This window comes from Streptomyces sp. NPDC096323 (genome assembly GCF_040302845.1).
In the GTDB taxonomy this organism is placed as follows: domain Bacteria; phylum Actinomycetota; class Actinomycetes; order Streptomycetales; family Streptomycetaceae; genus Streptomyces.
On sequence record NZ_JBEOSI010000006.1, the window covers coordinates 207836 to 234291 of the forward strand.

26 protein-coding genes are annotated in these 26456 nt (G+C 69.8%); 10 read left to right on the plus strand and 16 right to left on the minus strand.

Going from position 1 to position 26456, the window contains the following annotated elements; all coding sequences use genetic code 11:
• Positions 1–37: 37 nt before the first annotated feature.
• Positions 38–1204, minus strand: coding sequence for a glycerophosphodiester phosphodiesterase (locus ABTX18_RS18560; protein WP_352123769.1), 1167 nt, complete (start codon positions 1202–1204; stop codon positions 38–40).
• A gap of 234 nt (positions 1205–1438) precedes the next feature.
• Between ABTX18_RS18560 and ABTX18_RS18565 the strand changes: the two genes are divergently transcribed.
• On the plus strand, positions 1439–2110 hold the full coding sequence (locus tag ABTX18_RS18565; protein WP_352123770.1) for a lysophospholipid acyltransferase family protein: 672 nt from the start codon (positions 1439–1441) through the stop codon (positions 2108–2110).
• An 89-nt stretch (positions 2111–2199) separates the two neighbouring features.
• Here the strand turns inward: ABTX18_RS18565 and ABTX18_RS18570 are convergent, their stop codons facing one another.
• Together ABTX18_RS18570 and ABTX18_RS18575 are read right to left on the minus strand one after the other, a co-directional pair.
• Positions 2200–3744, minus strand: coding sequence for an MFS transporter (locus ABTX18_RS18570; protein ID WP_352123771.1), 1545 nt, complete (start codon positions 3742–3744; stop codon positions 2200–2202).
• Entirely contained in the window at positions 3741–4292 is a 552-nt protein-coding gene (locus ABTX18_RS18575; RefSeq protein ID WP_352123772.1) for a TetR/AcrR family transcriptional regulator, read from the minus strand. The genes ABTX18_RS18570 and ABTX18_RS18575 overlap by 4 nt, the downstream gene beginning before the upstream one ends.
• A gap of 307 nt (positions 4293–4599) precedes the next feature.
• On the opposite strand from ABTX18_RS18575, the gene ABTX18_RS18580 reads away from it, so the two are divergent.
• Positions 4600–5031 carry a DUF5958 family protein gene (locus ABTX18_RS18580; RefSeq protein ID WP_352123773.1) on the plus strand — a complete coding sequence of 144 codons (432 nt, stop codon included), beginning with the start codon at positions 4600–4602 and terminating at the stop codon, positions 5029–5031.
• A 222-nt stretch (positions 5032–5253) separates the two neighbouring features.
• Positions 5254–5802 carry an SMI1/KNR4 family protein gene (locus tag ABTX18_RS18585; RefSeq protein WP_352123774.1) on the plus strand — a complete coding sequence of 183 codons (549 nt, stop codon included), beginning with the start codon at positions 5254–5256 and terminating at the stop codon, positions 5800–5802.
• Positions 5803–5880: 78 nt separating this feature from the next.
• On the opposite strand, the gene ABTX18_RS18590 is transcribed toward ABTX18_RS18585, so the two are convergent.
• A complete protein-coding gene (locus ABTX18_RS18590; RefSeq protein WP_352123775.1) occupies positions 5881–6378 on the minus strand; it encodes a hypothetical protein in 498 nt (165 codons plus the stop codon).
• Positions 6379–6703: 325 nt separating this feature from the next.
• On the opposite strand from ABTX18_RS18590, the gene ABTX18_RS18595 reads away from it, so the two are divergent.
• Entirely contained in the window at positions 6704–7324 is a 621-nt protein-coding gene (locus ABTX18_RS18595) for a barstar family protein (protein WP_352123776.1), read from the plus strand.
• A 17-nt stretch (positions 7325–7341) separates the two neighbouring features.
• Here ABTX18_RS18595 and ABTX18_RS18600 read toward each other — a convergent pair whose 3' ends face one another.
• The 3 genes from ABTX18_RS18600 to ABTX18_RS18610 all read right to left on the minus strand — a co-directional run bounded on the left by ABTX18_RS18600 (position 7342) and on the right by ABTX18_RS18610 (position 10895).
• On the minus strand, positions 7342–8553 hold the full coding sequence (locus ABTX18_RS18600; RefSeq protein WP_352123777.1) for a hypothetical protein: 1212 nt from the start codon (positions 8551–8553) through the stop codon (positions 7342–7344).
• A gap of 840 nt (positions 8554–9393) precedes the next feature.
• Complete coding sequence (locus tag ABTX18_RS18605) at positions 9394–9774, minus strand: helix-turn-helix domain-containing protein (protein WP_352123778.1); 381 nt, start codon at positions 9772–9774, stop codon at positions 9394–9396.
• The gene (locus ABTX18_RS18610; protein WP_352123779.1) at positions 9774–10895 is read right to left on the minus strand and encodes a tyrosine-type recombinase/integrase; all 1122 of its coding nucleotides are present in this window, start codon (positions 10893–10895) and stop codon (positions 9774–9776) included. Before ABTX18_RS18610 ends, ABTX18_RS18605 begins: the two co-directional genes overlap by 1 nt.
• A 310-nt stretch (positions 10896–11205) precedes the next feature.
• On the opposite strand from ABTX18_RS18610, the gene ABTX18_RS18615 reads away from it, so the two are divergent.
• Positions 11206–11739: an HAD domain-containing protein gene (locus tag ABTX18_RS18615; protein ID WP_352123780.1), complete on the plus strand. Its 534-nt coding sequence runs from the start codon at positions 11206–11208 to the stop codon at positions 11737–11739.
• A gap of 39 nt (positions 11740–11778) precedes the next feature.
• Here the strand turns inward: ABTX18_RS18615 and ABTX18_RS18620 are convergent, their stop codons facing one another.
• The 3 genes from ABTX18_RS18620 to argH form a co-directional block, all read right to left on the minus strand.
• The gene (locus ABTX18_RS18620; RefSeq protein ID WP_352123781.1) at positions 11779–12669 is read right to left on the minus strand and encodes a sigma-70 family RNA polymerase sigma factor; all 891 of its coding nucleotides are present in this window, start codon (positions 12667–12669) and stop codon (positions 11779–11781) included.
• Between the two features lie 78 nt (positions 12670–12747).
• Complete coding sequence (locus ABTX18_RS18625) at positions 12748–13719, minus strand: aldo/keto reductase (RefSeq protein WP_352123782.1); 972 nt, start codon at positions 13717–13719, stop codon at positions 12748–12750.
• A 65-nt stretch (positions 13720–13784) separates the two neighbouring features.
• Positions 13785–15218, minus strand: coding sequence for an argininosuccinate lyase (gene argH, locus ABTX18_RS18630; protein ID WP_352123783.1), 1434 nt, complete (start codon positions 15216–15218; stop codon positions 13785–13787).
• Between the two features lie 260 nt (positions 15219–15478).
• Here argH and ABTX18_RS18635 point away from each other — a divergent pair, with 260 nt between their 5' ends.
• From ABTX18_RS18635 to ABTX18_RS18645, 3 genes are all read left to right on the plus strand, one after another.
• Positions 15479–16717 carry a hypothetical protein gene (locus ABTX18_RS18635; protein ID WP_352123784.1) on the plus strand — a complete coding sequence of 413 codons (1239 nt, stop codon included), beginning with the start codon at positions 15479–15481 and terminating at the stop codon, positions 16715–16717.
• A gap of 43 nt (positions 16718–16760) precedes the next feature.
• Positions 16761–17354 (plus strand): pyridoxamine 5'-phosphate oxidase family protein, encoded by a 594-nt coding sequence (locus tag ABTX18_RS18640; RefSeq protein ID WP_352123785.1) that lies wholly within the window; start codon positions 16761–16763, stop codon positions 17352–17354.
• 69 nt (positions 17355–17423) lie between these two features.
• Positions 17424–18125, plus strand: coding sequence for a L,D-transpeptidase family protein (locus ABTX18_RS18645; RefSeq protein ID WP_352123786.1), 702 nt, complete (start codon positions 17424–17426; stop codon positions 18123–18125).
• Between the two features lie 9 nt (positions 18126–18134).
• Here ABTX18_RS18645 and ABTX18_RS18650 read toward each other — a convergent pair whose 3' ends face one another.
• Genes ABTX18_RS18650 through argC form a run of 5 tightly spaced genes read right to left on the minus strand, consistent with a single transcriptional unit; the run spans position 18135 to position 22968 of the window.
• Positions 18135–18671: an arginine repressor gene (locus ABTX18_RS18650; RefSeq protein WP_352123787.1), complete on the minus strand. Its 537-nt coding sequence runs from the start codon at positions 18669–18671 to the stop codon at positions 18135–18137.
• A gap of 10 nt (positions 18672–18681) precedes the next feature.
• Positions 18682–19893, minus strand: coding sequence for an acetylornithine transaminase (locus ABTX18_RS18655; protein WP_352123788.1), 1212 nt, complete (start codon positions 19891–19893; stop codon positions 18682–18684).
• The gene (gene argB, locus ABTX18_RS18660; RefSeq protein WP_352123789.1) at positions 19890–20792 is read right to left on the minus strand and encodes an acetylglutamate kinase; all 903 of its coding nucleotides are present in this window, start codon (positions 20790–20792) and stop codon (positions 19890–19892) included. The genes ABTX18_RS18655 and argB overlap by 4 nt, the downstream gene beginning before the upstream one ends.
• Positions 20789–21943, minus strand: a complete 1155-nt coding sequence (gene argJ, locus ABTX18_RS18665; protein WP_352123790.1) for a bifunctional glutamate N-acetyltransferase/amino-acid acetyltransferase ArgJ — start codon at positions 21941–21943, stop codon at positions 20789–20791. The genes argB and argJ overlap by 4 nt, the downstream gene beginning before the upstream one ends.
• Positions 21940–22968: an N-acetyl-gamma-glutamyl-phosphate reductase gene (argC, locus tag ABTX18_RS18670; protein WP_352123791.1), complete on the minus strand. Its 1029-nt coding sequence runs from the start codon at positions 22966–22968 to the stop codon at positions 21940–21942. Before argC ends, argJ begins: the two co-directional genes overlap by 4 nt.
• Positions 22969–23172: 204 nt before the next feature.
• Here argC and ABTX18_RS18675 point away from each other — a divergent pair, with 204 nt between their 5' ends.
• Positions 23173–23889 (plus strand): TMEM175 family protein, encoded by a 717-nt coding sequence (locus ABTX18_RS18675; RefSeq protein WP_352123792.1) that lies wholly within the window; start codon positions 23173–23175, stop codon positions 23887–23889.
• A 193-nt stretch (positions 23890–24082) separates the two neighbouring features.
• Positions 24083–24820, plus strand: coding sequence for an esterase/lipase family protein (locus tag ABTX18_RS18680; RefSeq protein WP_352123793.1), 738 nt, complete (start codon positions 24083–24085; stop codon positions 24818–24820).
• Positions 24821–24904: 84 nt separating this feature from the next.
• On the opposite strand, the gene rox is transcribed toward ABTX18_RS18680, so the two are convergent.
• Positions 24905–26368 carry a rifampin monooxygenase gene (gene rox / locus ABTX18_RS18685; RefSeq protein WP_352123794.1) on the minus strand — a complete coding sequence of 488 codons (1464 nt, stop codon included), beginning with the start codon at positions 26366–26368 and terminating at the stop codon, positions 24905–24907.
• Positions 26369–26456 lie beyond the last annotated feature (88 nt).

Below are 26456 nucleotides of genomic sequence, written 5' to 3' on the forward strand. Positions count from 1 at the left end.
CCCGGGCCGGGTGCTGACGTCCGGAGACCCGGGGCCGCTACTTCGCGGCGAAGTCCGCCGCCGCGAGCAGCGCCGTGTCCGGGTTGTCGGAGAAGATCCCGTCGATTCCCGTGGCGAAGTACGCGGCGAAGGCGCCGAAGGCGTCCCCGTAGGCGCTGGGGTCCGTGCCCCGGCGGAAGTCGGCGGGCAGGAAGGTGTTCTCGTTTCGCATCGTGTACGGGTGCAGGATCAGGCCCTGCGCGTGCGCGTCCCGGACCAGGGTGGTGGGCGTGGTGAGCCGGCCGGATCCGTCCTTCGGGATGATCAGGTCGAGGGTGGGGCCGATGCCCTGGGCGAAGGACGCCATCCACTTCAGGCCGGCGGGCCTCACCAGGTCGTCGGTGGTGCGCGGGTCGCCGGAGGTCACGAAGTCCCAGGGCTTGGAACCGGCGCCGGAGAGCAGCACGACGCGCGGGGTGGCGACGAGCTTCGCGAGGCGCTGGATGCTGCCGGGTTCGAAGGACTGGAGGATGAGCGGCGACTGCGCGCGGTGCCGGCCGTAGCGGCGCAGCAGCTTGGCGAGCGGCTCCTCGAGCCCGAGGCCCAGGCCGCGGAAGTAGGTGGGGTGCTTGGTCTCCACGTACAGCCAGACGGGCTTTCCACGCTTGCGGCCCTCACGGTCGGCCCAGCGCAGAACCTCCTCGAAGGTGGGGATCTCCCAGCGGCCGTCGTACAGCGTGTTCTTCTGGCGGCTGCCGGGGATGCGCTCCTTGGCCCGCAGCGTCTTCAGTTCGGCGAGGGTGAAGTCCTCGGTGAACCAGCCGGTCAGGGACACGCCGTCGACCGTCTTCGTCGTCCGGCGGCTGGCGAACTCCGGGTGGGCGGACACATCGGTGGTGGCGGTGATGTCGTTCTCGTGGCGGCATACGAGATGGCCGTCGCGGGTCGGCACCAGGTCCTGCTCGATGATGTGCGCGCCCATGTCGAGGGCCAGCTGGTAGGAGCCGAGCGTGTGCTCGGGGCGGTAGCCGCTGGCGCCGCGGTGTCCGATGACGGTCGGCACCGGCAGGCCGAGGCGGTGGCCGCCGTGCCCGCCGGACTTGTCCGCAGGCTTCCCGGCCGCCTGCGCCGTTGCGGTGACTCCGAGCGCGGCGGTGCCGAGCACCGCCGCCCCCACCCCCACGACGGTCCGCCGTCCGGGGCTGGCCTGCTCACGCTCTGTCATGAATGCTCCTCGCATGTGATGTCCGGCACCTGTCGGCGAGGACCGAGCGTAGGCAGCGGCGCGGTCCGGACGGCGCCATCCGGACGAACATGGCGCAAACACACATCAACACTGCGTATCCACTGGGTGAACCCGATGTGCGATCGGCGAGTACCCGCGAGTATCGTCCTCACCTGCATGGACCCTCACCATCCGTCGCCCCCGGCCGGCCCGGCCACAACACCGGAGGAACCGTTGTCCCGACTCGCACTCATCAAGGCAGTGCTCGGACCGATCCTGCGTCTGATGTTCCGCCCCCAGGTGGAAGGCGCGCAGAACATTCCGGGGACCGGGCCGGTGATCCTCGCGGGCAACCACCTGACGTTCATCGACTCGATGATCATGCCGATCTGCTGCGACCGGCCGGTGTTCTACATCGGCAAGGACGAGTACGTGACCGGCAAGGGCATCAAGGGCCGGCTGATGGCCTGGTTCTTCACGGGCAGCGGGATGATCCCGGTGGACCGGGACGGCGGCCGCGGCGGTGTCGCGGCGCTGATGACGGGCCGCCGGGTGCTGGAGGAGGGCAAGGCCTTCGCGATCTACCCGGAGGGCACCCGCTCCCCCGACGGCCGCCTCTACCGGGGGCGTACGGGCATCGCGCGGCTGACGCTGATGACGGGCGCCCCGGTGGTGCCGTTCGCGATGATCGGTACGGACAAGCTGCAGCCGGGCGGCGCCGGTCTGCCGCGGCCGGGCAAGGTCACGGTCCGCTTCGGTGAGGCGATGGAGTTCTCGCGCTACGAGGGCATGGACCGCGACCGCTATGTGCTGCGGGCGGTGACGGACTCCGTGATGGCCGAGGTGATGCGGCTGTCCGGGCAGGAGTACGTCGACATGTACGCGACGAAGGCCAAGGCCGCCTGAGCCGGAGCCCGACGGCACGGCGCACGAGCGCCGGAAGGGCCCGTACCTCCCCGCAAACCGGGCGGTACGGGCCTTTCCCCGTGCCCGCGTCAGTCGTGCACGATGCCTTCCTCCAGTTCCTGGTCCCGCAGCAGGAACCAGGCCGCGACCGCCGTCGCCACCAGCACGACCGCGCCGATGGCCGATGCGGCTCCCAGCCCGTCGACGAAGGCGTCCTGCGCGGCGGAGACCAGGGTCGTCGCCTGCTGTTCGGGCAGCGACTCGGCCGCCTCGACCGCGCCGCCCAGTGACTCGTGGGCGGCCGAAGCGACATCCGGAGGTGTCCCGGCGGGGGCGTTGAAGCCCTGGTAGACCCCGGTGACGATGGATCCGAGCAGGGCGATGCCGAGGGCGGCTCCCAGCTCGTACGCCGTTTCCGAGACCGCGGACGCGGAGCCGGCGTGCTCCTTCGGGACGCTGGAGAGGATCACGTCGGAGGTGACCGTGAAGGCGAAGCCCGCGCCGACGCCGACGACCAGCAGGAGCGCGCCGATCAGCGGATAGGCGGTGTCCTTGTGGACGGCGGCGACCGCGGCCAGGGCCAGGCCGATCGCGCCGAGGCCTCCGGCCACCACCGACCGTACGGAGAAGCGGCGGGCGGTGGTGCCGGCCAGCAGACCCGCGGTGACCGCGCCGATGGCCGCGGGCAGTTCGGCGAGCCCGGCCTCCAGAGGTCCGCGGCCCTGGACGAGCTGCAGGAACTGGGAGAGGAAGAAGACCAGGCCGGAGAGGCCGAGGATGGTCAGCAGATCGGCGAGCACCGCGCCGGAGAAACCCCGGTGGTGGAAGAGCCGCATGTCGAGCAGCGGGGCGGGGAGCCGGAACTGCCGGCGTACGAACCAGACGAGCACCGCCAGGCCGCCGAGGCCCGAGACCGCGACCTCCCAGCTTCCGCCGTGTGCGGCGAGCTCCTTGACGGCGTAGACGACCCCGACCATGCCGACCAGGGAGAGCAGCACGCTCAGCGGGTCCCACGGTCCGGGCGCCGGGTTCTTCGACTCGGGGATCATCTTGATCCCGACCACCACGAGCACCGCCATGACCGGCAGGTTGATCAGGAAGACCGATCCCCACCAGAAGTGCTCCAGCAGGAACCCGCCGACGACGGGTCCGACGGCGGCGCCCGCCGAGGCCATCGCTCCCCAGATACCGATGGCGAGGCTCCGCTCCCGCGCGTCGTGGAAGAGGTTGCGGATCAGGGCGAGGGTGGACGGCATCAGGGTGGCGCCGGCGACACCGAGCAGGGCCCGCGCGAGGATCATCATCTCGGGCGTCTGGGCGTAGGCGTTGAGCACGGAGACCGCACCGAAGGCGGTGGCTCCGCACAGCAGCAGCTTCTTGCGGCCGATGCGGTCACCGAGGCTGCCCATGGAGACCAGGAGCCCGGCGATGACGAAGGAGTAGACGTCACCGATCCAGAGCAGCTGGGTACCGGTCGGTTCGAGGTCCTCGCTGAGGAACGGGGTCGCGAGGCCCAGCACGGTGGCGTCGACGGCCACCAGCAGCACGGCGAGGACGAGTACGGCCAGCGCGATCCACCGCCCGGGGCGGTACAGCTCGTACGGGGGCTCGGGTTGCCGTTCCATGCTGCTCATTGCTCCACGCTCCGGCGTGCGCCGCCGAGCAGCAACTCGACGATCATGTACGCGAAGTCCTGTGCGGCCACCCGTCCCGCCTGAACGGCCCACGCGGCGCTGCTGATGAGCCCGTAGAGCGCTTCGGTCAGCCAGGCCGGAGCCAGGTCGATGCGGATCTCGCCGCGCTCCTGGCCGCGCCGGAAGAACGCGGCGACCCGGGCGTCGAGGCGGTCCCAGCCGTCGTTCTGCCCGTCGCCCTCGAAGAGCTGATTCTCGGTCACGAGGAAGGAGAGGAGCCCGGCGCTCGGCTCGATCGCGGCGACGAACCTGCGCAGCGCCTCCTCCGAGGTGCCCTCGTCCAGCAGTGCGGCGTCGAGAGCTGCCCCGACCTCCTGGATTCCCAGCTCCTCCAACGCTCTGACCAGGGCGTCCCGTCCGGCGAAGTGCCGGTGAAGCGTGGCGCGGCCGATCCCGGCGGCCTTGGCGACCTCGTCCATGGTGGCCGTCGATTTGCGGGTCAGCAGGGCGGCGGCGCTGCGCAGGACCTGCTCACGATCAAGAGACATGAGACGACACTAGCCCATTTGAGACGTTCACGTCTCACCAGAAATGGGCTCGCGCCGCTCGCCGGGGCCGGAGGACCATGTCGCCATGAAGCCGCTGCTACTGGCGGTGGGCAGTATTGGTTCTTGCCCAGTGCGCCAAGCGAGTAGTCACGTTGGGTGACTACTTCCAAGCCGGCATCTACGGCTCAGCTGTGCCGATGATGAAGTTCTGTCAAAATTGGCCAGTCCGCTTTTTGTTCCCCAGTCGGTTGGTGCCAGCAACGATGGCCGGAGCCTTGGAGAACCGACGTCGTGAAATCATCCAGCGATGACCAAACCGAGCAGCGACGACGGCCGCACCTCCCGGCGCGAGATGGAGCGGGTCGTCAACGAGATCGCCCAGGGGCTTCGCACGTTGGACGCTGGTGTGAGCTGGTTCTCAGGCCTCGCCCCGACACGCCAGCAGATGGTTCTGCAGGAAGTCGCTGGCTATGCGATGCAGGCGCACATTACAGCTGCGGACGGCCGTGCGGGGGTGGCGCGGTCCGGCGTGAAGGCCACGGCTAACCCCTCGGTAATGATCTGCATGGACCCGCCCCGCTACGGGTTCGCTGGCCTGCCCTCCGCCGAACACGTCAAGGCGTTCCGCGTCCTCGTTTCCGTGTTTGCCGTTGCTGACGCTCGCCGCCGCGAGACGTACTGCAAGGGCGCCTGCGGACATGCATGGCACAACCGTCCAGCGGCAACCGAGCAGCCGTAGCACCGACCATTCCCGCTCTGGCTGGACTGGCTATCGGGCGGCGCCTCCAGAGTGACATCCGTCCGCAGGTCAGAGCGCGGCGGGTGGGGAGAGATGTGAGCAAGTCCGGGGAACCACCTGAGCACTGGGTGGGGAAATTCAAGGCTCTGACCGGACCTGCGTGAAAGCCGCTGATCGGGCTCCGGCCGTTGATCTATCGGATGCATCAGAGAAGATGCGGCCGTGAAGGACTTCGAAGAGTTGATCAACCGAGTTGTAGCTGCTTCAGCAGCGAGTGACCTGCTTCAGCCTCCGGTTTCCGCCGCAGAGCTGGCCAAGGCCGAGCGGAAGCTGGGCTTTCGCCTGCATCCCCTGCTCGCCACGCTCTACCGGAAGGTGGGCGATGGCGGCTTCGGCCCTGCGGACTCTGTGCTGCCACTCTCCGGCGGACCGGAGGCAGACTGGGAGACTTCTGTCGTGCAGGAGTACTTGGACAGGATCCCTCCGGAGGGATCGGACACCTGGTGGTCGTGGCCCGAAGGGGTCGTGCCGGTGCTGGACTGGGGCTGCGCGATGTTCGCCTGCGTGGACTGCCGCAGCGAAGACGGAACTGTCCTGCTCTTCGAGCCCAACGCGATCACGGGCCAGGACGTTTCCAGGGCGTGGTTCGTCGACGCAGGAAGCCTCGCCGAGTGGCTTGAGACCTGGCTCAACGGCCGGGGCTGGTACGAAGAAGACGCCGTCGACCGAGACTTCGACATGGCGCCGTGGGCAGACGCCTCCTCGCGGTAGTAATCGGCTCAATCTCAGGAGCGGGTGAGGATCCAGACCCTCACCCGGCTTTGAGTCGGCTCGCCCTTCGACAAGCCGTCAGAGCTGGCCGCTGATCCGCCGAGAGAGCCCCTCGAAGAACTCCTGAAGACCGGCCGCAGCAAGGTCGAACTGATCGAACCACGAGGCGGTGGTCGACCTCCAAACCCGCCCAGAGCGCGCCAGCGCGAACAGATGGCCGCCCCCGTCGCTGGCGAATATCAGGGCAGGCTCTTCCCCGTCGATCTGGACGGCCCCGTACTCGCGGAAGTGGTTCGCGACCAGCGAGGCCGGATGGACGAAGTAGCCGTTCTCCACATCGGGCAAGGAGACCTCGTCGATCACCCAGTACATCGTGGTCAGGTCCGAAGGAATCGGCGTCAGCTCCACGAGAGCGTCGGTGGCCTGATGGCTCGCCTCCGAAGCGTGCACGACCACGTTGTTGCCAGGCTCGAAGCCAAACCGTGCCTGGAACGATTCCATCAGCTTCGCGAGCGCCGCATCCGCCTGCTCACACCAGCCGCGAAGCCACTCGGCATCAAGCCGTTCGTCAGCCACGGTCACTCCCTTTCGCCGGGGATCCGCCCACGCGAGTCCGGAAGAACCTACAGGAGCGTTCACGCGGATCCAGTCAGAGCCAAATTCAACGAGGCTCATCACCGACGCCCGGGCCAGTAAGATCGACTGCTGGTCGAGATGGTGGGGGCAAGGTATGGGCGTTGTTGGGGCCGGCTGTTCTTTGACCAGCGATGATGACGAGGGTGACTTCTGGGGGCATGCCCAAGAGGCCGCCGGGCTCTTCGTGCCGCTGAGGGACGGGTCACGGAGAGTTGAGTTGCTCGGATGTTCGCCTCAAGGCGGCCTGCGGGTGTGTATTGATCGCATGGGCAGCAAGCGAGGGCTGGCTGGCAATGCCAATCTCGCGTTCTTGGACTCATCGGGCGCCAGGATGGGGCAGTACTTCGTCAGCAACGTGACGCCGGAGGCGGTGCGACCCTCGACGAGAGGAGCGGGCCTGGTCGATCTGGCCGCGCGTCTGTGGTGCGACAACGCGCTCGTGGAGTCCGAATGGCCATGGGAGCTCATCCGCGCCGGACAGATGAACCGGGCCGGGTTGTGGCATTCTCTCGGCCCGGCTGGCCGTCGTGGTTGGCTGTCCGTGGCGCTGACGCATCACAGCTTTCGATCCTTGCCGGATCGCCCATCCAGCACCACCTATCACCTGGACGGTGAGCACATCGCGGACGAGGACGGCTTCTACTGCGCTCTGGGCGAGGCCGTGAACGGGCCAGGCGGCTATTTCGGGTGGAACCTCGACGCTCTGGACGACTGCCTGCGCGGCCGCTGGGGTGCCAAGTCACCATTCACGCTGGAGTGGCACTCCGCCAGCGTCGCGAAGTCGTCCCTTGCTCAGCGCGACGGCCCGAGTAGGGAGGGTGTGTCGCTGTTCGAAGTCATCTTGGAAATTTTTCGGGACCACAGCATTAACGTCATCATTCGCTGAGTAATTCGCCAGGCCAGCTATTCAGGGCTGGTCGATGCAGGGTGTTTCTTCAGACGGCTGGCCACGTAGCTGGCTCGGTCGCCGCCGTTGATGTGATGCCAGTGATATGCGGTCTGGTCGGCGAGGCCGAGCAGGTCAGCGACGAGTTTCCAGTGGATGTTGTCGACCATGGCGAGGATCGCGCCATTGCGCGCGAGTCGGGCTGCAGGAATACCGTGCGCGGCCAGGCGTCGGGTGAGTGTGCTCGCTGAGATCGGCTGGCCCGGTCGGCTGCCAGGGAACAGGTAGGGGTTGGGCAAGTGCGTGGCGGCAATCGGGCGGCGTTCGTCAATGAGCCTTCGGACCAGGGCGGAGAGCCGCGGACGGAGCCAGAGGGGATCGCGGCCGACCTTGAGCCCGCAGACCGCGGGATCCGAGGGATGATCGAGTACGTCGTCTGCATTGAGAGCAACCAAGCGGGTGCAGTGTTGGCCGTACTGAAGGACCAGGCATCCTGACACCCTGACCGGCAGCGTGATGCTCCCGTCAGTCTCGAGCCGATGCGCGAGCACCACGCGGTCCCGGTCGCTCATGATCGACCGGTCCTCGCAGTTGGCCAGAGCAGACACGGCCAGGTACTTGGGAGCGAGTTGGTGGGCTGCGGCCCACGTCAGGAAGCGCCGAACTTCGCCCTGCCGGACGCGGTGTGCGGCCACCCAACGGTCCACCAGTGGCTGCAGGCAGGTGCCGAGCGAGCTTCGGTGACCGCGGAGGTGGAGGCAGAGCTGACGCGCTGCCCGTAGGTGGTTCGTCAGGTATGTCCGGCTGCCGATCGTCAGGCTGCCGCGCTGATTGATCTGCCGGTGGGCCATAGGCAACAGCTGCCAGCGGGCATAGCGGACGAGCACAAGGCGGTCGTCGGTGTCAGATACGTCCGCGAGCCGGCGGATGTCCAATTGAAACTGGGCGAGTTGCTCGTCACGCGCTGGTAGGACCTCGGTGAGTACGAGTAAATTACGCAGGTGCGTCACCGAATTAGTTTGCGGGAGCCCGTCGAGTGCCTCGTGGCTGCATTTGAGCTCCCCGGTTACCATCTTGCGGATGAGTTTCCCTCCTGCTTTGTTCTGCAGGTAGCCGAGCACCGTGTGCGGGTTGTCGTAGCGGGCCAACTCCTCCGCGAGGGGAATCAGCCGAATGTTCGGGAGGTTGCCACACGCGGTGAAAGTTTCCTCAATTTTGATCTGGACCATGCATGCTGGGCAGCGACCGCGGTGTTCAAGTCTGCCGAGGGAGCCGCAGGAAATGCACCGGTACCGGAGATGGACACCTGAGCATTCAGGACAGAGCGGGTCGCCATTGTCAGTGCGCTGGAAGACGACGGAATCCCGGTGGCATGTGGCGCAGGCAGCATGCGTGCTGAAGACAGCATTGGCGCAGGAGATACAGATGGGCCCCTCCGGCCAGTGGCGATCGGCGCGGGACACAATCCCGCATCGGCTGCAGGGGACACGCATGGCCAAATAACACAAGTGACAGCGAGGAAGGCCGTCGACAGTGGGAACCGGTGCCGATGGGCGACGCTTGCAAGTCGTGCAGAGCGGCGAAGGCCGAAGCCGGTTCCAGCACGCCCGACAGTACTGCCCTTGGGACGTACGGGCGTTGATACGACGGGTTTCACCGCAGCCATCGCAGGGTTGGCGGTCGGTGCGTTCGCGGCAGGTGCTGCACTGTGGCCCATCAACGGTCCGGCCGGCGACGCGGCGGACCTGCCCGCAGTCCCGGCACGCCTCCCTGCGTCCCTTAACACGTGCCCAGCAGGAACCGCAAAGCCGATCAGTGCGAGAGGTGAGGTGCCGCATCCGGCCGCAGCCGGAGCACTGTTCGAGTGGCTGGCGCTGTCTCCAACACCGGTCACAGACCGGACCGGCCTCGGTAATCTTTCGCGAGCGTTTAACTTCACTGCAGTCGATGCAGCTCCGCCGTCGACTGTCCCGCCAACACGGTTCGCATCTAGGGCGTCCGGCTTTGCGCGACACAATCTGTTTTTGTTGCCCGCAGGAAGCACACGTTGTCGTTTCGGCAGACACGGATCAGCTTTCGGCATCGAAGAAGTCCGGGGACAGCATCGGAGTGTCAGGAAGAACCGGCCTCAGCCGAGTTACCGGACCAGGCTCCGGCGCCGCAGGTTCTTCCGGGGTGATCGGGGCCACGAGTTCCTCAAATGTACATTCCAGGATCTGACAGAGAGCAACAAGGAGGCCGATGGCCACCTTGGGTGGTTGGTCCGCTTTCACCAGGCGAAAGATGTAGCTGCGGTCGAATTCGAAGCCACGCTCACGAAGTGCTGGGACCAGCTTGGTAGTGGTGTACCAGTTCTTGCGTACGGCCATCAGCTCACGTAGGCGCCACTCGTACTGGGGCTGCAGCTCTTCCATGGCTTTGCGGCGTGCAGCATCGTTGGGGTCAGCCATCATGCCCTCCTGCGTTTACTGCGTGGCTCTGCGGGAGCATCTTCGAACTCATCCTCCATCTGAGCCTCCGCATCAGCACGGGCGAATGCCTGGTGCAGCATCTTCTCCTCTTGGGCATCGAGGAATTCCCGCACCTTGAGGTTCTTGTAGTCGCTGCTGAGCGCCGTGTAGATGGCCGTCGTGGCCGCGTGGGAATGCCCAACCTGCTCAGTTACGAATTGCGTGTCATAGCCGCTCTCGATGAGCCGGGTAACGTAGGTATGGCGCAGACAGTGCGGGTCCAGGTCCGCAGACAGGCTGGCCCGGTCACGCCAGGTCGCAAAGCGCGCATTCACCGAACGTTCAGAGATCGTCTCGTGGCGCTCGGTCGGGAACATGACTCCGTCGTCCGGCCGGTCAAGGTAGAACTGCGGACGCACGTGGTCGAGGTAGAAGCGAACGGTGGCAACCGCCCACGGCCATACGGACACCACGGTCCGCCGCCGGGGCGGCTGCCCAGCACTCGCCTTGCCCCAGCGCACCGATAGCCCGGCCAGGTCTCCGAACTCCGGCAGCTTCGCCTGCCGCCGCCAGTCATGCGTCTCCAGCCGGGCGGTCTCTCGACGCCGTAGCCCCCACCCGTAGGCGGTGGTGAACATCGCTACGTCCCGGGCCGCCGCCAGCGCGCCTTTATGCCCCACAGCCTGCATCCGCTTGATCTCCGGATCCATTTGGGAAAAGAACTGCTTGATCTCCTGCCGTGTCAGTGGACGATTCCGGTTGGGCCGCCCCACGTAATCCTGCGAGTGCCGAACCGCGTTGAGGTCACGCACCACCTGCGCTGGGAAGGTGCCGAAGAGGTTCAAGCACACTTCTTGCCACTGGTAGGCCGGGTTGGTGAGGTACTCCAAGTACAGCCTCAGGACTCGCGCTTTCGACCCCAGAGTGCCGCTCGTGTTGCCCGGAGCGCATAGCGACATCCAGCGGTCGAACAACGCAGCATTCCAGTCAGGCTCCCACGGGTAGGCGTCCGCAACGGCATGAACCTGCCGGATTACGTTCTCCCGGCCGTTGACCGTCGTGTCCTGCAGGTTCCTGGCCTTCTGGTGCTCGCGAAAGCCTAGGAGGGTGCTCTCGAACACAGCCTCCGCAGGCCGCAACATGGGCACGCCGGGAACGACGTACAACGTCGCAACACCGGGTGCCGGCGCAGGACCACGCTGGACCGGACTGCGGCTGACTCGACTCACCAATCACGCTCCGTGCTCATTCATAGCGTCACCAGACTGCCCTCGCGTTGTGCGAGCGACACCGTTGATGCATCACAGTCATCAGAACGAGGAAACAGGCAGCAGGACACGCAACTTGGCTCGCTGCATCGTGGTAGAACTCGTCCCGAGACGGCACGCAGAACCTGCACTTCTCGCGCTCGCAAGCGGCATCATTGGTGCTGTGGAGTCAACACTGCCTCTTCTGCTGATCGACATCGACGGTCCGCTCAATCCGTACGCGGCACTTTCCCGCCGCCGCTCGCCGGAGGGATACACCAGGCACCTCATGCGGCCGACAGGGTGGACCGACGGCCCGGCGCTGCCCGTCCTGCTCAACCCCGAGCACGGCGAGGAGCTGCTCGCGCTGGCCGGCCGCTACGAACTTGTCTGGGCGACGACCTGGAAGGACGAGGCGAACGAGTGGATCGGGCCGCGTCTGGGGCTGCCCGCCCTGCCGTACATCGACTGGCCCGACATGCACGGCCCCGCACCGGCCGGGACGTACTGGAAGACTCGGTACGTCGTCGAGTACGCGGCCGGACGGCCGTTCGCCTGGGTCGACGACGAGATCACCGGGCAGGACCGGGCATGGGTCGAGGAACACGGGGCGGGCGCGCGGAGCCTCCTGCTGTGGATCGATCCGCGGACCGGTCTGGATCGGGCCGACTTCGACGCCCTGGCCGCGTGGGCGGACGGCCGGGGAGTGGCCGGCTGACCTCTCCCCCGCCCAGTCGGCCCTGCCCGCCCCGCCCGCTCAGTCGTTGAGGAGAACCAGGTCGAGCCCGGGCAGCTGCGCCGGGTCGTTGATCACGAACAGCTCGACGACCTTCCCGCGCTCGATCGTGAACCGCATGACCGAGAAGCGCTGCCCCTCCACCTCCGAGACGACCGCCGGCACGCCGTCGAGCGTGGCGAACCGCGCCGACCGGGCGAAGGGGGCGAACATGAGCGCCTGCCGGGCCACGTTCGCGGCCCCGCGCACCAGCGAGGCCGCTCCGGCCGCCCCTTCGGAGCGGGCCACGACGTCCGGGTCGAGCACGGCGACGAGCGCGTCGAAGTCGCCGCCGCGGGCGGCCGCGAGGAAGGCGTCGACGACCTCGCGGCGGCGGGCCGCGTCGGGGTCGGGCACCGGGTCGGCGCCCTGCACCCGGCGGCGGGCCCGGCTGGCGAGCTGCCGGGCGGCGGCCGGGGTGCGGTCCACGATCCGGGCGATCTCGTCGAACGGCACCGCGAACATGTCGTGCAGCACGAAGGCCAGCCGCTCGGCCGGGTCCAGGGTCTCCAGCACGACGAGCAGCGCGAGGCCCACCGAGTCGGCCATCAGCGCCTGCTGCTCCGGGTCGGCCCCGGGCTGCGGGCCCAGGGCCGGGCCGGGCACGTCGGCCTCAGCCACGCCGGGCTCCAGGGGTTCCTCGCGGCGGGAGCGGCGCGAGCGCAGGATGTCCAGGCAGACGCGCCCGACGACGGTGGTCAGCCAGCCGCCCAGGTTGTCGATCGCCGCGCTGTCGGAGCGGCCGAGGCGGATCCACGCCTCCTGGACGGCGTCCTCCGCCTCGCTGTCGGAGCCGAGCATCCGGTACGCCACCGCCCGGAGGCGGCCCCGGTTCTCCTCGAAGCGCGCCGCCAGCAACTCGTTTCCGTCCACAGCCGTCCTCCTGCGTCGTGTGCCGTCACCACACTGACGTACCGCAGCCGTCCGATGTGACCGAAGAGGGGGGAGGGCTCAGCTCCAGGGGAGCGAAGCGCGGTGCCGCCAGTACGCCTCCGGCTCCTCCACCAGCGCGTCCAGCCGCGCCCTGCGCTCCTCGTCGAGGTCGAGGACGGCCGCGTGGAGGTTGGCGGAGAGCTGGTTCACGGTCGCCGCGCCGGAGAGCACGACCCCGGCCCACGGCTGGTGCAGGACCAGCGCCAGGGCGACCGCGTCGCTGCCGAGACCCTCCTCGTCGGCGATCTCCCGCATCACGGCGGGGGCCTCCGTGCCCGCGAGCCTGCCGTTGGCCATGGCTTCCTTCACGATGACGGTGAGCCCCGCGGCATGGGCCTCGGCGAGCGCCGGGCCGGCCGAGGTCTCCAGGGCGTTGTAGGTGGCCTGGACCGTGCGGAAGAGGGGCTCGCCGTCCACCGTGACGGCGAGGGCGGCCCGGATCGCGTCGGCCTGGCCCGGTCCGCTGGTGGAGAGGCCGACGCTGACCCCTTCGGCGGCGAGGGCGGCGAGGCGGGCGTGCAGATCCTTGTCGGTGAGCGCCGGGCTGTCGGGGGTCACCGAGTGGATCTGGTAGAGGTCGAGCCGGTCGCCGAGCAGAGCGGCGGTCTCCGCGCGCTGGCGGTCGAATGTGGCGGGGGTGTGGTCCTTCACCTCGTGCGCCTCGGCGTCGACGCTCCAGTCGGCGGTGTAGGTGTAGCCCCACTTGCTCCCGACGACGACGTCCCTCACCTCGGGCCGGGCGGTCAGCCAGTCGCCGAGGAACTCCTCGGAGCGGCCGTACGAGCGGGCGGCGTCGAAGTACCGGACGCCCTGCGCGTAGGCCGCGTCGAGCAGTTCGTGCGTACGCGCGCGCAGTTCGTCGACCGTCCGCTCGCCCGGCAGATCGCGGTCGCGGTGCAGGTTGATGTAGCCGGGCCTGCCGACCGCTGCCAGGCCGAGCCCGATGTGGGCGGTCGGGGTGGTCGCTGTGGTCAGTCGGGCGAACGGCATCGCGGGCTCCTCGTCGTGGGCAGGAATCTCGGCTACCCCCAACGTAGCCCGCGATGCCTGTCCGGCTACTTGCGGGCGGCCGCCCAGGCGTGCTGCGTCGCCAGGTCCACCTTGACCTCGGCGAGCTGCACGGCGACCGCCGAGGGGGCGGTTCCGCCGCGGCCGTCGCGGGAGGCGAGTGCGCCGGCCACGTTGAGGACCGTGCGGACCTCGGGCGTGAGGTGCTCGGAGATCTTCGCGAACTGCTCGTCGGTCAGCTCGTCGAGCTCGATGCCGTGGCTCTCGCACTCCTTGACGCACTCACCGGCGACCTCGTGGGCGACGCGGAACGGCACGCCCTTCTTGACGAGCCACTCGGCGATGTCGGTGGCGAGCGAGAAACCGGCCGGGGCCAGCTCCTCCATGCGCGCGCGGTTGACGGTGAGGGTGGCCATCATTCCGGTGAAGGCGGGGAGCAGGACTTCGAGCTGGTCGCAGGAGTCGAAGACGGGCTCCTTGTCCTCCTGGAGGTCGCGGTTGTACGCGAGCGGCAGCGCCTTGAGCGTGGCCATGAGGCCGGTCAGGTTGCCGATGAGCCGTCCCGACTTGCCGCGCGCCAGTTCGGCGATGTCGGGGTTCTTCTTCTGCGGCATGATCGAGGAGCCGGTGGAGAAGGCGTCGTGCAGGGTGACGAAGGAGAACTCCTTCGTGTTCCAGATGATGATCTCCTCGGCGATCCGGGAGAGGTTCACACCGATCATCGCGGTGACGAACGCGAACTCGGCGACGAAGTCCCGCGAGGCCGTGCCGTCGATGGAGTTGCCCACCGAACCGCCCTCGAAGCCGAGGTCGGCGGCGACGGCCTCCGGGTCGAGCCCGAGCGATGAGCCGGCGAGCGCGCCGGAGCCGTACGGGGAGACGGCGGTCCGCTCGTCCCACTGCCGCAGCCGCTCCGCGTCCCGGGACAGGGACTGCACATGGGCCAGGACGTGATGGGCGAAGAGCACCGGCTGGGCGTGCTGGAGGTGCGTACGGCCGGGCATGGCCACGTCCGGGTGCGCCTCGGCGAGGCCGACGAGGGCGTCCTGGAGCTCGGCGATCAGTCCGCCGATGATGCGGGCGTGGTCGCGCAGGTACATCCGGAAGAGCGTGGCGATCTGGTCGTTGCGGGACCGTCCGGCGCGCAGCTTGCCGCCCAGGTCGGGGCCGAGCCGCTCCAGCAGTCCCCGCTCCAGGGCGGTGTGGACGTCCTCGTCGGCGATCGTGCCGGTGAAGGAGCCGTCCGCGACATCGGCTTCCAGCTGGTCGAGCCCGGCGGTCATCCGCTTCAGCTCGTCCTCGGTGAGCAGGCCCGCCTTGTTCAGGACGCGCGCGTGGGCGCGGGAGCCGGCGATGTCGTACGGCGCGAGCCGCCAGTCGAAGTGGACGGACGCGGACAGCCTGGCCAGCGCCTCGGCCGGACCGTCCGCGAAGCGGGCGCCCCACAGACGTACATCGCCGTTGCCGTTGCCGTTGCTCACTGCGTGCTCCTCGGAAGAACCAGGGGGTTGGATGTGCGACCGCTTCTCCGCGCGAGTGCGGCCCACTCGGTCACGGATGCCTGCTCACGGCGCGATCCACGGTGCAGCCACTGCCGCGATCACTATCAGGCATAACTATGCGGTCCTCCGTATGTTTTGTCAAAGCCGGGGAGGGTGACCGCGGCGGCCGGGATATTCACGGGAGCGGCCCCGCCGTCCCCGGTACGGTCGGCACTCCGGCACACCCAGGGGGACCAACCATGAACGACGTCCGGACGGCAGCGCGGCAACTGGCAGCCGGCGCGTCCCTGCACGAGGCACTCGGACCGGTCTCGGCCGCCTCCTGGCCGGAACTCGACCACGCGATACGCGACCTGCCGCGCTGGGAGCTCGGAGCGTACGTCGCGCCGGGCGGGCGGCGGCTGCGGTGGGACCTGACCGCGCCGCTGTCGTACCTGCGAGGGGGCCGCAGCCGCCGGGCGCAATCGGAGTCCGCGGCCGTCATCGCCCTGTGCCACCATGACGGCCGGATCCGCGAGTCGGCCCTTGACCTGGTGCCCGGCTCCCCCGCACTGCTGCCGCTCCTGCTGGTGCGGTGCACGGACTGGGCGGCTCCGGTGCGCGACCGGGCCCGGGCGCTGCTGTCGGAGATGCCCCTCTCCACGCTCGTCCCGTGCGCGGAACTCGTCCTGCTGCTGGCCCGGCGCGAGCAGGGCCGGTTCGCGGTGGACCTGCTCGACCGGGGCCTGCGCGAAGGGCCCGCCACGCAGGTGGAGGCCCTGCTCGCGAGCGAGGACCGCACGACCCGCAGGTTCGCCCACCGCATCGCCGTGGACCGCGGCCTCCTTGCGCCGGGCCGGCTGGCCCGCCTGGCCGCGGGCTGCGATGACGCGACCCTGCAGGACCTCTGCGCCGACGCGGCCATCGCCTCCATGCGGGACGAGGAGCACGACGACGTATTCGGTGTGCTGCTGGCGGCCCGGGCCACGCGCGTGCGGGCGGCGGGCGTCACCGCGCTCCGGCGCGCCGGGCGGCACGACGCGGCGCGGGCCTGGCTCGCGGACCGTTCGGGAGTCGTACGGGCCTGCGCCCGGTACGTGGTGCGGCAGGGCGGGACCGACCCGCTGCCGCTGTACCGGGCGATGTGCGCGGGTGAGGTCGACGAACCGGGCGCCGCCGCAGGGCTCGGCGAATGCGGTGACCGGTCCGATGCCGGGACGCTGTGGGCGCTGACGAACCACCCGGCCCCGGCCGTCCGCGTCCACGCGGTCAGCGGGCTGCGGGCGCTCGACGCCGTGACCCGGGACCGGCTGATCCGGCTGATCGACGACCCGTCACCGGCCGTGGTCCGGGCGGCGACCCGCGCCCTGCTGCCCGAAGCGGCCGGGCTCTCCCGGGAATGGCTGTCCGAGCGGGACGCGCCGGACCGGCCCCGGGCGGTGCGGGTGGCGGCGCAGCGGCTGCTCCGGGCGGCGGGGTGGCTGCGTCCCACCGGCTGAAATGTCACCGCCACCCTTCGGATTGGGGCAGATAATCAGCCTCATGGGAAAGACGTATGAACGCATAGACGGACGGCTTCGCACTTTCATCGAGGCGCAGCCCATTTTCTTCACCGCCACCTCCCCGCTGGATGCCGACGGCACGGTGAACCTCTCGCCCAAGGGTGTAAGCGGTTCGTTCGCCGTCCTCGACGAACGGACCGTCGCCTACCTCGACTTCGCCGGCAGCACCGCCGAGACGGTCGCCCACCTGCGCGAGAACGGGCGGATCACCCTGATGTGGTGCGCCTTCCAGGGGCCGCCGAACATCGTGCGGGTGCACGGCCGGGGCGAGCCGGTCTTCCGTGACGATCCCCGCTTCCCGGAACTCCTCGCGCGCTTCGACGGCGTCGATCCTTCCCGGCACGGGCTGAGAGCCATCATCGTGGTGACGGCCGAGCTGATCCGGGACACGTGCGGGTACGGCGTGCCGTTCATGAGTTACGACGAGGACCGGACGCTGCACGGGCAGTACTTCGCGCGGAAGGACGACGCCTCGCTCGCCGACTACTTCGAGAAGAAGGAGCACATCGCCACCAGCATGGACGGGCTGCCGGGGCTGCCGCTCCCGTTGCCGGTCATGCCTGCCTCGCCCTGAGCTGAGCGGCTGGGCCGGACGGACCAGGCCCGCGGGTGGCGTGGCCGCGGCCGGTCTACGGTCCGGGGCATGCGGAGAATTCTGGTGACGGGTTCGGTCCTGCTCGCTCTCGCCGGCCTGCTCGGGGCCAGTCCCCCGGCGGCGGCACCGCTGCCGTCGCGGCTGGCGGAGACCGGCGGCGGCAGCCAGCTCATCACGGCGGTGGCGTCCTCCACCGCCTCCACCACGGGCACCGTCACGTGGTGGAGTCTGCGGGCGGGCCGCTGGGTGGCGGCCGGGTCGGCGCCCGCCCGCTTCGGGGCGAACGGGCTAACGGAGGGGGCCTCGCGCAAGCAGGGCACGTCGACGACGCCCACCGGACTGTACGGCCTGCCGTACGCCTTCGGGATCAAGGCGGCCCCGCCGGGGACGCGCTATCCGTACCGCCGGGTCGGCGACCGGTCGTGGTGGTGCCAGGACAACGCGGCGCGTGCCTACAACCGGTGGGTGGAGCCACGGCCCGCCGACTGCCGGGCTGCCGAGGCCGAGCACCTGATCACGTATCCGGTGCAGTACGCCCGGGCCCTCGTCGTCGGGTTCAACTACGACCGGCCGGTACGGGGCCGGGGCGCCGGGATCTTCCTCCACGTCAACGGGCGCGGCGCGACCGCCGGCTGTGTCTCCGTGCCGGCGGCCGCGATGGACCGGATCCTGGCCTGGGCCGATCCGGTCCGTCGTCCGCATCTCGCGATCGGGACCCGCTCCGGTCCGACGGCCATCACCCGCTACTGAGGGCTGGCGTCAGCGCTCGTTCTGGGCGAGCCGCAGCAGGTGGTCGGCGAGCGCCTGCCCGCCGGCCGGGTCGCGGCTGATCAGCATGAGCGTGTCGTCGCCGGCGATGGTGCCGAGGATGTCGTGCAGCTCGGCCTGGTCGATCGCCGAGGCGAGGAACTGGGCCGCGCCCGGGGGCGTACGCAGCACGACGAGATTGGCCGAGGCCTCCGCCGAGATCAGCAGCTCGGCGGAGAGGCGGCGCATCCGCTCCTCCTTGGCGGAGCCGCCCAGCGGGGCGTGCGGGGTGCGGAATCCGCCCTCGCTCGGCACCGCGTAGATCAGCTCGCCACCGGTATTGCGGATCTTCACCGCACCCAGCTCGTCCAGGTCCCGGGAGAGAGTCGCCTGGGTGACGCTCAGCCCGTCGTCGCTAAGGAGCTTGGCCAGCTGGCTCTGCGAGCGCACCGGCTGCCGGTTCAGGATGTCCACGATCCGGCGGTGGCGTGCGGTGCGGGTCTGCGGCACGGACGGCCCGCCGTGCTCGGAATCCTGCGCCTCGGTCATCGTCGTCGCCTCATTCTCCGGTGGGTCCCTCTCCGGATCGTCCGTCCCCGTATGCCGCGTCGAGGGCGCCCGGCAGCGCCTGGAGGAACGCGTCCACCTCCGCCTCACCGATGATCAGCGGCGGCATCAGCCGTACGACATCGGGGGCGGGTGCGTTCACCAGAAGCCCGGCACCCTGAGCCGCCTGCTGCACCTGGGGTGCGAGGGGCTCGGTGAGCACGATACCCAGCAGCAGGCCGGCGCCGCGGACGTGGGATACCAGGGGGTGCCCCAGACCCTCCACGCCCTCGCGGATCCGTTCTCCGAGCCGCTTCACGTTGTCCAGCACTCCGTCGGCGGCCAGCGTGTCCAGCACCGCGAGACCGGCGGCGCAGGCGATCGGGTTGCCGCCGAACGTCGTGCCGTGCTGGCCGGGCGCGAGCATGTCTGCGGCCTCGCCGAACGCCACCGTGGCACCGATCGGCAGTCCGCCGCCGAGCCCCTTGGCGAGCGTGACGAGATCGGGCTCCACGCCCTGGTGCGCCTGGTATTCGAACCAGGTGCCGCACCGCCCGATGCCGGTCTGCACCTCGTCGAGGACGAGAAGCGTGCCGGTGGCGCGGGTGATCTCCCGGGCCGCCTCCAGGTAGCCCTTCGGCGGCACGGCCACACCGATCTCGCCCTGGATCGGCTCGATGATGAGCAGCGCGGTGTCGGTGGTGACCGCCGCCCGCAGCGCCTCGACGTCGCCGTACGGGACGTGCGTGACGTCACCGGGCAGCGGGACGAAGGGCTCGCGCTTCTTGGTCTGGCCGGTGAGCGCGAGGGCTCCCATCGTCCGGCCGTGGAAGCCGCCGTCGGTGGCGACCATGTGGGTGCGCCCGGTCAGCCGGCCGATCTTGAACGCGGCCTCGTTGGCCTCGGCTCCCGAGTTGGAGAAGTAGACCCTGCCGGTGCGGCCGAAGAGCTGGAGCAGCCGTTCGGCGAGGGCGACGGGCGGCTCGGCGATGAAGAGGTTGGAGACATGGCCGAGGGAGGCGATCTGGGTGGAGACCGCCTCGACGATCGCGGGGTGGGCGTGACCCAGCGCGTTCACCGCGATGCCGCCGACGAAGTCGAGGTACTCGGTGCCGTCGGCGTCCCACACGCGGGCGCCCTCGCCGCGCACGAGGGACAGCTTCGGGGTGCCGTAGTTGTCCATCAGCGCGGACTTCCACCGCTGCGAGAGCTCGGCGTTGGTCATGCTTCCCCCTGTGCGTCGGGCACGACCATCGTGCCGATTCCTTCGTCGGTGAAGATCTCCAGCAGGATCGAGTGCTGGACCCGGCCGTCGATGACGCGGGCGGTCTCCACGCCGTTGCGCACCGCGTGCAGGCAGCCCTGCATCTTGGGCACCATGCCGCTGGAGAGTTCCGGCAGGAGCTTCTCCAGTTCGGTGGCGGTGAGCCGGCTGATCACGTCGTCGCTGTTCGGCCAGTCCTCGTACAGGCCCTCGACGTCGGTGAGGACCATCAGCGTCTCGGCGTTCAGCGCGGCGGCGAGCGCGGCGGCCGCGGTGTCGGCGTTGACGTTGTAGACGTGGTTGTCCTCCGCCGAGCGGGCGATGGAGGAGATGACCGGGATGCGGCCGTCGTCCAGCAGCGCCTGGATAGCCCCGGTGTCGATCGCGGTGATCTCGCCGACGCGGCCGATGTCGACGGCCTCGCCGTCGATCATGGGGCGGTGCTGGGTGGCCGTGATGGTGTGCGCGTCCTCGCCGGTCATGCCGACGGCGAGCGGGCCGTGCTGGTTGAGCAGGCCGACGAGCTCGCGCTGGACCTGCCCGGCGAGCACCATCCGTACGACGTCCATCGCCTCCGGCGTGGTGACGCGCAGCCCGGCCTTGAACTCGCTGACCAGGCCCTGCTTGTCGAGCTGGGCGCTGATCTGCGGTCCGCCGCCGTGCACGACGACGGGCTTGAGGCCGGCGTGCCGCAGGAAGACGACGTCCTGGGCGAAGGCCGCCTTCAGCTCCTCGTCGATCATGGCGTTGCCGCCGAACTTGATGACGACGGTCTTGCCGTTGTGCCGGGTCAGCCACGGCAGCGCCTCGATGAGGATCTGCGCCTTCGGGAGTGCGGTGTGCTTCCGCGCGGCGGTCATGAGCTGTACGCGCTGTTCTCGTGGACGTAGTCCGCGGTGAGGTCGTTGGCCCAGATGACGGCCGACTCGGTGCCCGCGGCGAGGTCGGCGGTGATCTTGACCTCCCGGTAGCGCATGTCGACGAGGTCGCGGTCCTCGCCGACTCCGCCGTTCTTGCAGACCCAGACGCCGTTGATGGCGACGTTCAGCTCGTCGGGCTCGAAGGCCGCCTTCGTGGTGCCGATGGCGGACAGGACGCGGCCCCAGTTGGGGTCCTCGCCGTGGATGGCGCACTTGAGGAGGTTGTTACGGGCGATGGAGCGGCCCACCTCCACGGCGTCGTCCTCGGTCGCGGCGTTCACGACCTCGATCCGGATGTCCTTGGACGCGCCCTCCGCGTCGCCGATCAGCTGCCGGGCGAGGTCGGCGCAGACGGTCCGTACGGCCTCGGCGAACTCCCCCTGCTCCGGGGTGATGCCACTCGCCCCGGAGGCCAGCAGCAGCACGGTGTCGTTGGTGGACATGCAGCCGTCCGAGTCGACCCGGTCGAAGGTCGTCCGGGTGGCGTCGCGGAGCGCGGCGTCGAGCGCGGGGGCGGCGACGTCGGCGTCGGTGGTGAGGACGACGAGCATCGTGGCCAGGCCGGGGGCGAGCATGCCCGCGCCCTTGGCCATGCCGCCGACGGTCCAGCCCTCGCCGCCGGCCACGGCCGTCTTGTGAACGGTGTCGGTGGTCTTGATGGCGATGGCGGCCTTCTCGCCGCCGTGCTCGCTCAGGGCCGCCGCGGCCTTCTCGATGCCGGGCAGCAGCTTGTCCATGGGAAGCAGCAGACCGATGAGTCCGGTCGAGGCGACGGCGATCTCGCCGGCGCCGTGGCCGTCGAGGACCTCGGCTGCCTTCTCGGCGGTGGCGTGGGTGTCCTGGAAGCCCTGTGGTCCCGTACAGGCGTTGGCACCACCGGAGTTGAGGACGACGGCGGTGACCTCGCCGCCCTTGAGGACCTGCTCGGACCAGAGGACGGGAGCGGCCTTGACACGGTTGGAGGTGAAGACGCCCGCGGCGGCGCGACGCGGACCGTTGTTGACCACGAGGGCCAGGTCCGGGTTGCCGTTCTCCTTGATTCCCGCGGCGATGCCCGCCGCGGAGAATCCCTGTGCTGCCGTGACGCTCACGGTGCCACTCCGATCGTGGAAAGTCCGGTGTCCTCGGGAAGTCCGAGGGCGATGTTCATGCTCTGCAGGGCCCCGCCCGCGGTGCCCTTGGTGAGGTTGTCGATGGCGCTGATCACGATGATCCGGCCGGCCGCCTCGTCGTACGCGACCTGGATCTGCACGGCGTTGGAGCCGTAGACAGCGGCGGTCGAGGGCCACTGCCCCTCAGGGAGCAGGTCGACGAACGGCTCGCCGGCGAAGGCCTTCTCGTACGCGGCACGCAGCGACTCGGCACTCACGCCCGGCTTCGCCTTCGCGCTGCACGTGGCGAGGATGCCGCGGGGCATCGGCGCGAGGGTCGGGGTGAAGGACACGGTGACCGGTTCGCCGGCGGCGGCGCCGAGGTTCTGGATCATCTCGGGCGTGTGCCGGTGGACACCGCCGACGCCGTACGGCGACATGTTGCCCATCACCTCGGAGCCGAGCAGATGCGGCTTGGCCGCCTTGCCCGCGCCCGAGGTCCCGGAGGCGGCGACGATCACGGCCTCGGGCTCGGCGAGCCGGGCCTCGTACGCCGGGAAGAGCGCGAGCGACACGGCGGTGGGGTAGCAGCCGGGCACCGCGATGCGCTTGCTCCCGGCGAGGGCTGCGCGCCCGCCGGGCAGTTCGGGCAGGCCGTAGGGCCAGGTCCCGGCGTGCGGCGAGCCGTAGAACCTCTCCCAGTCCGCGGCGTCCGCGAGCCGGAAGTCGGCCCCCATGTCCACCACGAGCACCTCGTCCCCAAGCTGCTCCGCGACGGCGGCGGACTGCCCGTGGGGCAGGGCGAGGAAGACCACGTCGTGCCCGGCGAGCACCTCGGGGGTCGTCGGCTGGAGCACCCGCCCGGCCAGCGGCCGCAGGTGCGGCTGCAGGCCGCCGAGCGCCTGACCCGCGTTGGAGTTCGCCGTGAGGGCCCCGATCTCGACCCCGGGGTGGACCAGCAGAAGGCGGAGCAGTTCCCCGCCGGCGTATCCGCTCGCCCCTGCCACCGCTGCACGTACCACCATCGAAATCCTCCTCGTCGATGGCATGACTATACGCATCGCTGCACTTTTATGCAAAGACTTGTGATCATCCGGTGGCCGCCTCCGGGGGCTCGGCTTTCCCCCCGTTGGCCGTTCCGCGGTCCTGGCCTGCCCCCATCACTCCCGAGGCGCGACGGCACACGGCCTTCTCTCTGGGCCGTTCGGAGGAGGAGCCGACGGGCGCGGGTGATCACGAAGCGTGGCCCCCGGGGCATGCGGACGGTGTCGGTCAGGGTGGGCGGCATGGCCGAGGTGAGCGGGGACGTACCGGCCGAGCCCGGTGAGGGCGCCGACACGGCGGCGGGCCCGGAGCGGCTCGTGGGGCTGTCGGACGCGGTTTATGCGATCGCGATGACTCTGCTCGTGCTGGATGTCACCATCCCTCCGTCGCTGGACGAAGCGGGCTTCGAGGCCGCCCTGGCCGGGGTGTGGCCGAGCCTGGGCGCGTACGCCCTCAGTTTTGCCGTACTCGCCGGCTTCTGGCGTGACCAGCGCTCGATCCTGCACCAGGTCCGGCGGTGCGACACCCTGATGGTCCGGGTCGCCCTGGCGGGGCTGGGTCTGGTGGCGCTGCTGCCCTTCCCGACGACGTTGCTCTCGGAGTACGGGGGAAGCTACCCGGCAGCCGTAGCCGTATACGCGGTGACCGTCGCCGGGATCGGGCTGCTGCACCTGACGCTGTTCCTCCTCGCGCGGCGCCGCCCGGGCCGGACGGCGGCGCGGCTGAGCGACCGCGCCACCTGGGACGGTGCCATCGATCTGGCCGCCGTCGTCCCGGTCGCCGCGGCGTCCGTGGCCTTGGCCTATGCGGTGTCGCCCCCGGCAGGACTGTGGACCTGGCTCGCGGTGCTCCCCCTGAAGTACTTCCTGCGTCTGTTCACCTCGGCCCGCTACCGCATCTGACCTGTGGGAGCGCCTCTCTCCCGGAACGCGGCGTGTGCGGCGCGCGCGGAGCGCCCGCCCGGTCCCGGCGCGGGGCCGCGACCGCTCGCGAACACCGGTGAATTCGCCGATGCCGCCCGTGCCGCGCGCCCCGACTCTGAGCTGAGCAGGCATCCGCATCCCCGCATCCCCACGCCCTTGTCAGGAGTGCCCCATGCGTCGTCGTTCACCCCGCCGGCTTCTCGGCGTTCTCGCCGCCGTCACGGTCGCGTTCACCTTGTTCGGCTCGACGTCCGCGGCCGGCGCCGCCGACCGTGCGCCCGCGGCGAAGTCCGCCACCGTCGCGGCCGTGACTCCGCTGTCGACCAGCACCCCGGTCGTCTTCGTCCACGGGTACACCGGCAACGCCTCCAACTGGGTCACCGCCATGAGCGTCTTCCAGCTCAACGGCTGGTCCAGCTCCAAGCTGTTCGCCTACGAGTACAACTCGTACGGGAACAACGTCACCAACGCCCAGGGCCTGGCCACCTTCGTCAACAACGTGAAGGCCCGCACCGGCGCGAGCAAGGTCGCGATCGTCAACCACTCCATGGGCGGCCTCGTCAGCCAGTACTACCTCAAGGTCCTGGGCGGCAACACCAGCGTCAGCCACCTCGCCTCCATCGCGGGGGCGAACCACGGAACCACGTTCGCCGGCGCCTGTCTCATCTACACGACCTGTCAGCAGATGTACCCGGGCTCCTCCTTCATCTCCCAGATCAGCGCGGGCGACGAGACGCCCGGCACCACCAAGTACGCCACCTGGTACTCGGCGTGCGACGGCATCATCCTGCCGTACACCAGCACCAGGCTGAGCGGCGCGACGAACAACAACGTGCTCTGCCAGACCCACATCGGGTACCTGGCGGACGCGGTCGTGCTCGGCCAGATCGCACGGTTCGTCGCCTCCTGACCCGCGGCACCGACCGGGCACGTCCCGTCCCCCGCCCCCGTCGGGCGCCGGGGGGGGCGGGACTCCGGTCGTGGAGGGCCGGGCTCAGTGGGCGGCGGCGCCGAACCACCGGGGCATCCGCCCGAGCAGCTCCTGCTGGTCCTCGCCCACCCACGCCACGTGGCCGTCGGGCCGCAGCAGTACCGCCGGCGCGTCCGGTCCGGCGTCCGGCCCGCTCACGTCGACGACGTGGTCGACCCGGTCCTGCCAGCCCGCCACCGAGAGCCGGCCCGTCCGGTCGAGGAGCAGACCACGCCCCTCGTGCATCAGCGAGTAGAGGCGCCGCCCGCCCCTCAGCTCCACGTCCGGCATCCGTCGGCCGAGCAGTTCAGGGCCCTCGCCGAAGTCGTAGCGGATGTCGAGCGCGGTGATCATTCCGGTCATGTACCGGTTCACCTCCTCGAAACCCATCAGCTTCGTGTACAGCGCCCGCAACGCGGTCGCACCCGGGTCGGTCCCCAGCAGCGTGATCTGCGCACGGGTGTTGTCGAGCACGGCGGCGCCGACCGGGTGCCGTTCGGTGTGGTAGCTGTCCAGGAGGCCCTCCGGCGCCCAGCCGCGGACCGCCGCGGCCAGTTTCCAGCCGAGGTTGAAGGCGTCCTGCACGCCGAGGTTGAGGCCCTGCCCGCCGGTCGGCGGATGGATGTGCGCCGCGTCGCCCGCAAGCAGCACCCGGCCGGCTCGGTACCGCTCGGCCTGCCGGGTGGCGTCGCCGAACCGGGACATCCAGCGCGGCGAGTGCACGCCGAAGTCGGTGCCCGCGACCGCGCGCAGCCGCTGCTTGAAGTCGTCCAGTACCGGCGGGGCCGTACGGTCCTCGGACACTCCGTCGGCGGGCACGACCACGCGGCAGACGCCGTCGTTCGCGGGGCTGATGCCGAAGCGCAGCTGGGTCCTGCGGACCTCCGCGACAATCGCGGCGGTCTTCTCCGGATCCTCGGCCACCTCCATTTCCCCCAGCAGCGTCTCGACCGTGGCGGGCTCGCCGGGGAAACCGACACCGAGCAGCTTGCGCACCGTGCTGCGGCCGCCGTCGCACCCGACGAGGTAGCGCGAGCGCAGCTGCGTGCCGTCCGTCAGCCCGACGGTCACACCGGGCCCGCCCGCGTCCTGGTCCTCGTCCTCCGACTGGCTCAGCGCGACCACTTCGCAGCCGCGCCGGATCTCGGCACCGAGCTCCAGGGCCCGCCGCTCGAGGATCCGCTCGGTGACCGGCTGCGGGGTGGCGACACCGAAGGGATGAGCCGTGTCCAGCCCGTCCGGCCACGCCGTGGCGATTCCACCGAACAGGCCGCCCACCTGGAATTTCTCGCTCACCGCCAGGAACCGGTCCAGCAGGCCGCGCTGGTCCATCACCTCGACGCTCCGCGCGTGGAGACCCTGCCCGCGGGACTCCCCGGTGGGTCCGGTCAGCTTCTCCAGTACGACCACATGCACGTCGTGCAGGCGCAGCTCGGCGGCCAGCATCAGACCGGTCGGACCGCCGCCGACCACGATTACGTCAATCATCGGAACACCCATTCAAGATCTGCAGACTCCGGCCGTGGCCGGTCATTCTGCGGCGTACAGGGGGCCTTGCCGCAAGGCCCCCTGTGCG

What these genes read in the sequence shown, in the direction of transcription:
- argB (WP_352123789.1), bottom strand. Translation starts at nt 20,792, where the DNA reads ATGACCGCCGCGCGGAAGCACACCGCACTCCCGAAGGCGCAGATCCTC.
- ABTX18_RS18595 (WP_352123776.1), top strand. Translation starts at nt 6,704, where the DNA reads ATGGGCAGCAAGCGAGGGCTGGCTGGCAATGCCAATCTCGCGTTCTTG.
- ABTX18_RS18655 (WP_352123788.1), bottom strand. Translation starts at nt 19,893, where the DNA reads ATGACCAACGCCGAGCTCTCGCAGCGGTGGAAGTCCGCGCTGATGGAC.
- ABTX18_RS18560 (WP_352123769.1), bottom strand. Translation starts at nt 1,204, where the DNA reads ATGACAGAGCGTGAGCAGGCCAGCCCCGGACGGCGGACCGTCGTGGGG.
- ABTX18_RS18570 (WP_352123771.1), bottom strand. Translation starts at nt 3,744, where the DNA reads ATGAGCAGCATGGAACGGCAACCCGAGCCCCCGTACGAGCTGTACCGC.
- ABTX18_RS18680 (WP_352123793.1), top strand. Translation starts at nt 24,083, where the DNA reads ATGCGTCGTCGTTCACCCCGCCGGCTTCTCGGCGTTCTCGCCGCCGTC.
- ABTX18_RS18645 (WP_352123786.1), top strand. Translation starts at nt 17,424, where the DNA reads ATGCGGAGAATTCTGGTGACGGGTTCGGTCCTGCTCGCTCTCGCCGGC.
- ABTX18_RS18580 (WP_352123773.1), top strand. Translation starts at nt 4,600, where the DNA reads ATGACCAAACCGAGCAGCGACGACGGCCGCACCTCCCGGCGCGAGATG.
- ABTX18_RS18640 (WP_352123785.1), top strand. Translation starts at nt 16,761, where the DNA reads ATGGGAAAGACGTATGAACGCATAGACGGACGGCTTCGCACTTTCATC.
- argC (WP_352123791.1), bottom strand. Translation starts at nt 22,968, where the DNA reads ATGGTGGTACGTGCAGCGGTGGCAGGGGCGAGCGGATACGCCGGCGGG.
- ABTX18_RS18625 (WP_352123782.1), bottom strand. Translation starts at nt 13,719, where the DNA reads ATGCCGTTCGCCCGACTGACCACAGCGACCACCCCGACCGCCCACATC.
- ABTX18_RS18600 (WP_352123777.1), bottom strand. Translation starts at nt 8,553, where the DNA reads ATGGTCCAGATCAAAATTGAGGAAACTTTCACCGCGTGTGGCAACCTC.
- ABTX18_RS18635 (WP_352123784.1), top strand. Translation starts at nt 15,479, where the DNA reads ATGAACGACGTCCGGACGGCAGCGCGGCAACTGGCAGCCGGCGCGTCC.
- ABTX18_RS18575 (WP_352123772.1), bottom strand. Translation starts at nt 4,292, where the DNA reads ATGTCTCTTGATCGTGAGCAGGTCCTGCGCAGCGCCGCCGCCCTGCTG.
- ABTX18_RS18605 (WP_352123778.1), bottom strand. Translation starts at nt 9,774, where the DNA reads ATGGCTGACCCCAACGATGCTGCACGCCGCAAAGCCATGGAAGAGCTG.
- rox (WP_352123794.1), bottom strand. Translation starts at nt 26,368, where the DNA reads ATGATTGACGTAATCGTGGTCGGCGGCGGTCCGACCGGTCTGATGCTG.
- ABTX18_RS18650 (WP_352123787.1), bottom strand. Translation starts at nt 18,671, where the DNA reads ATGACCGAGGCGCAGGATTCCGAGCACGGCGGGCCGTCCGTGCCGCAG.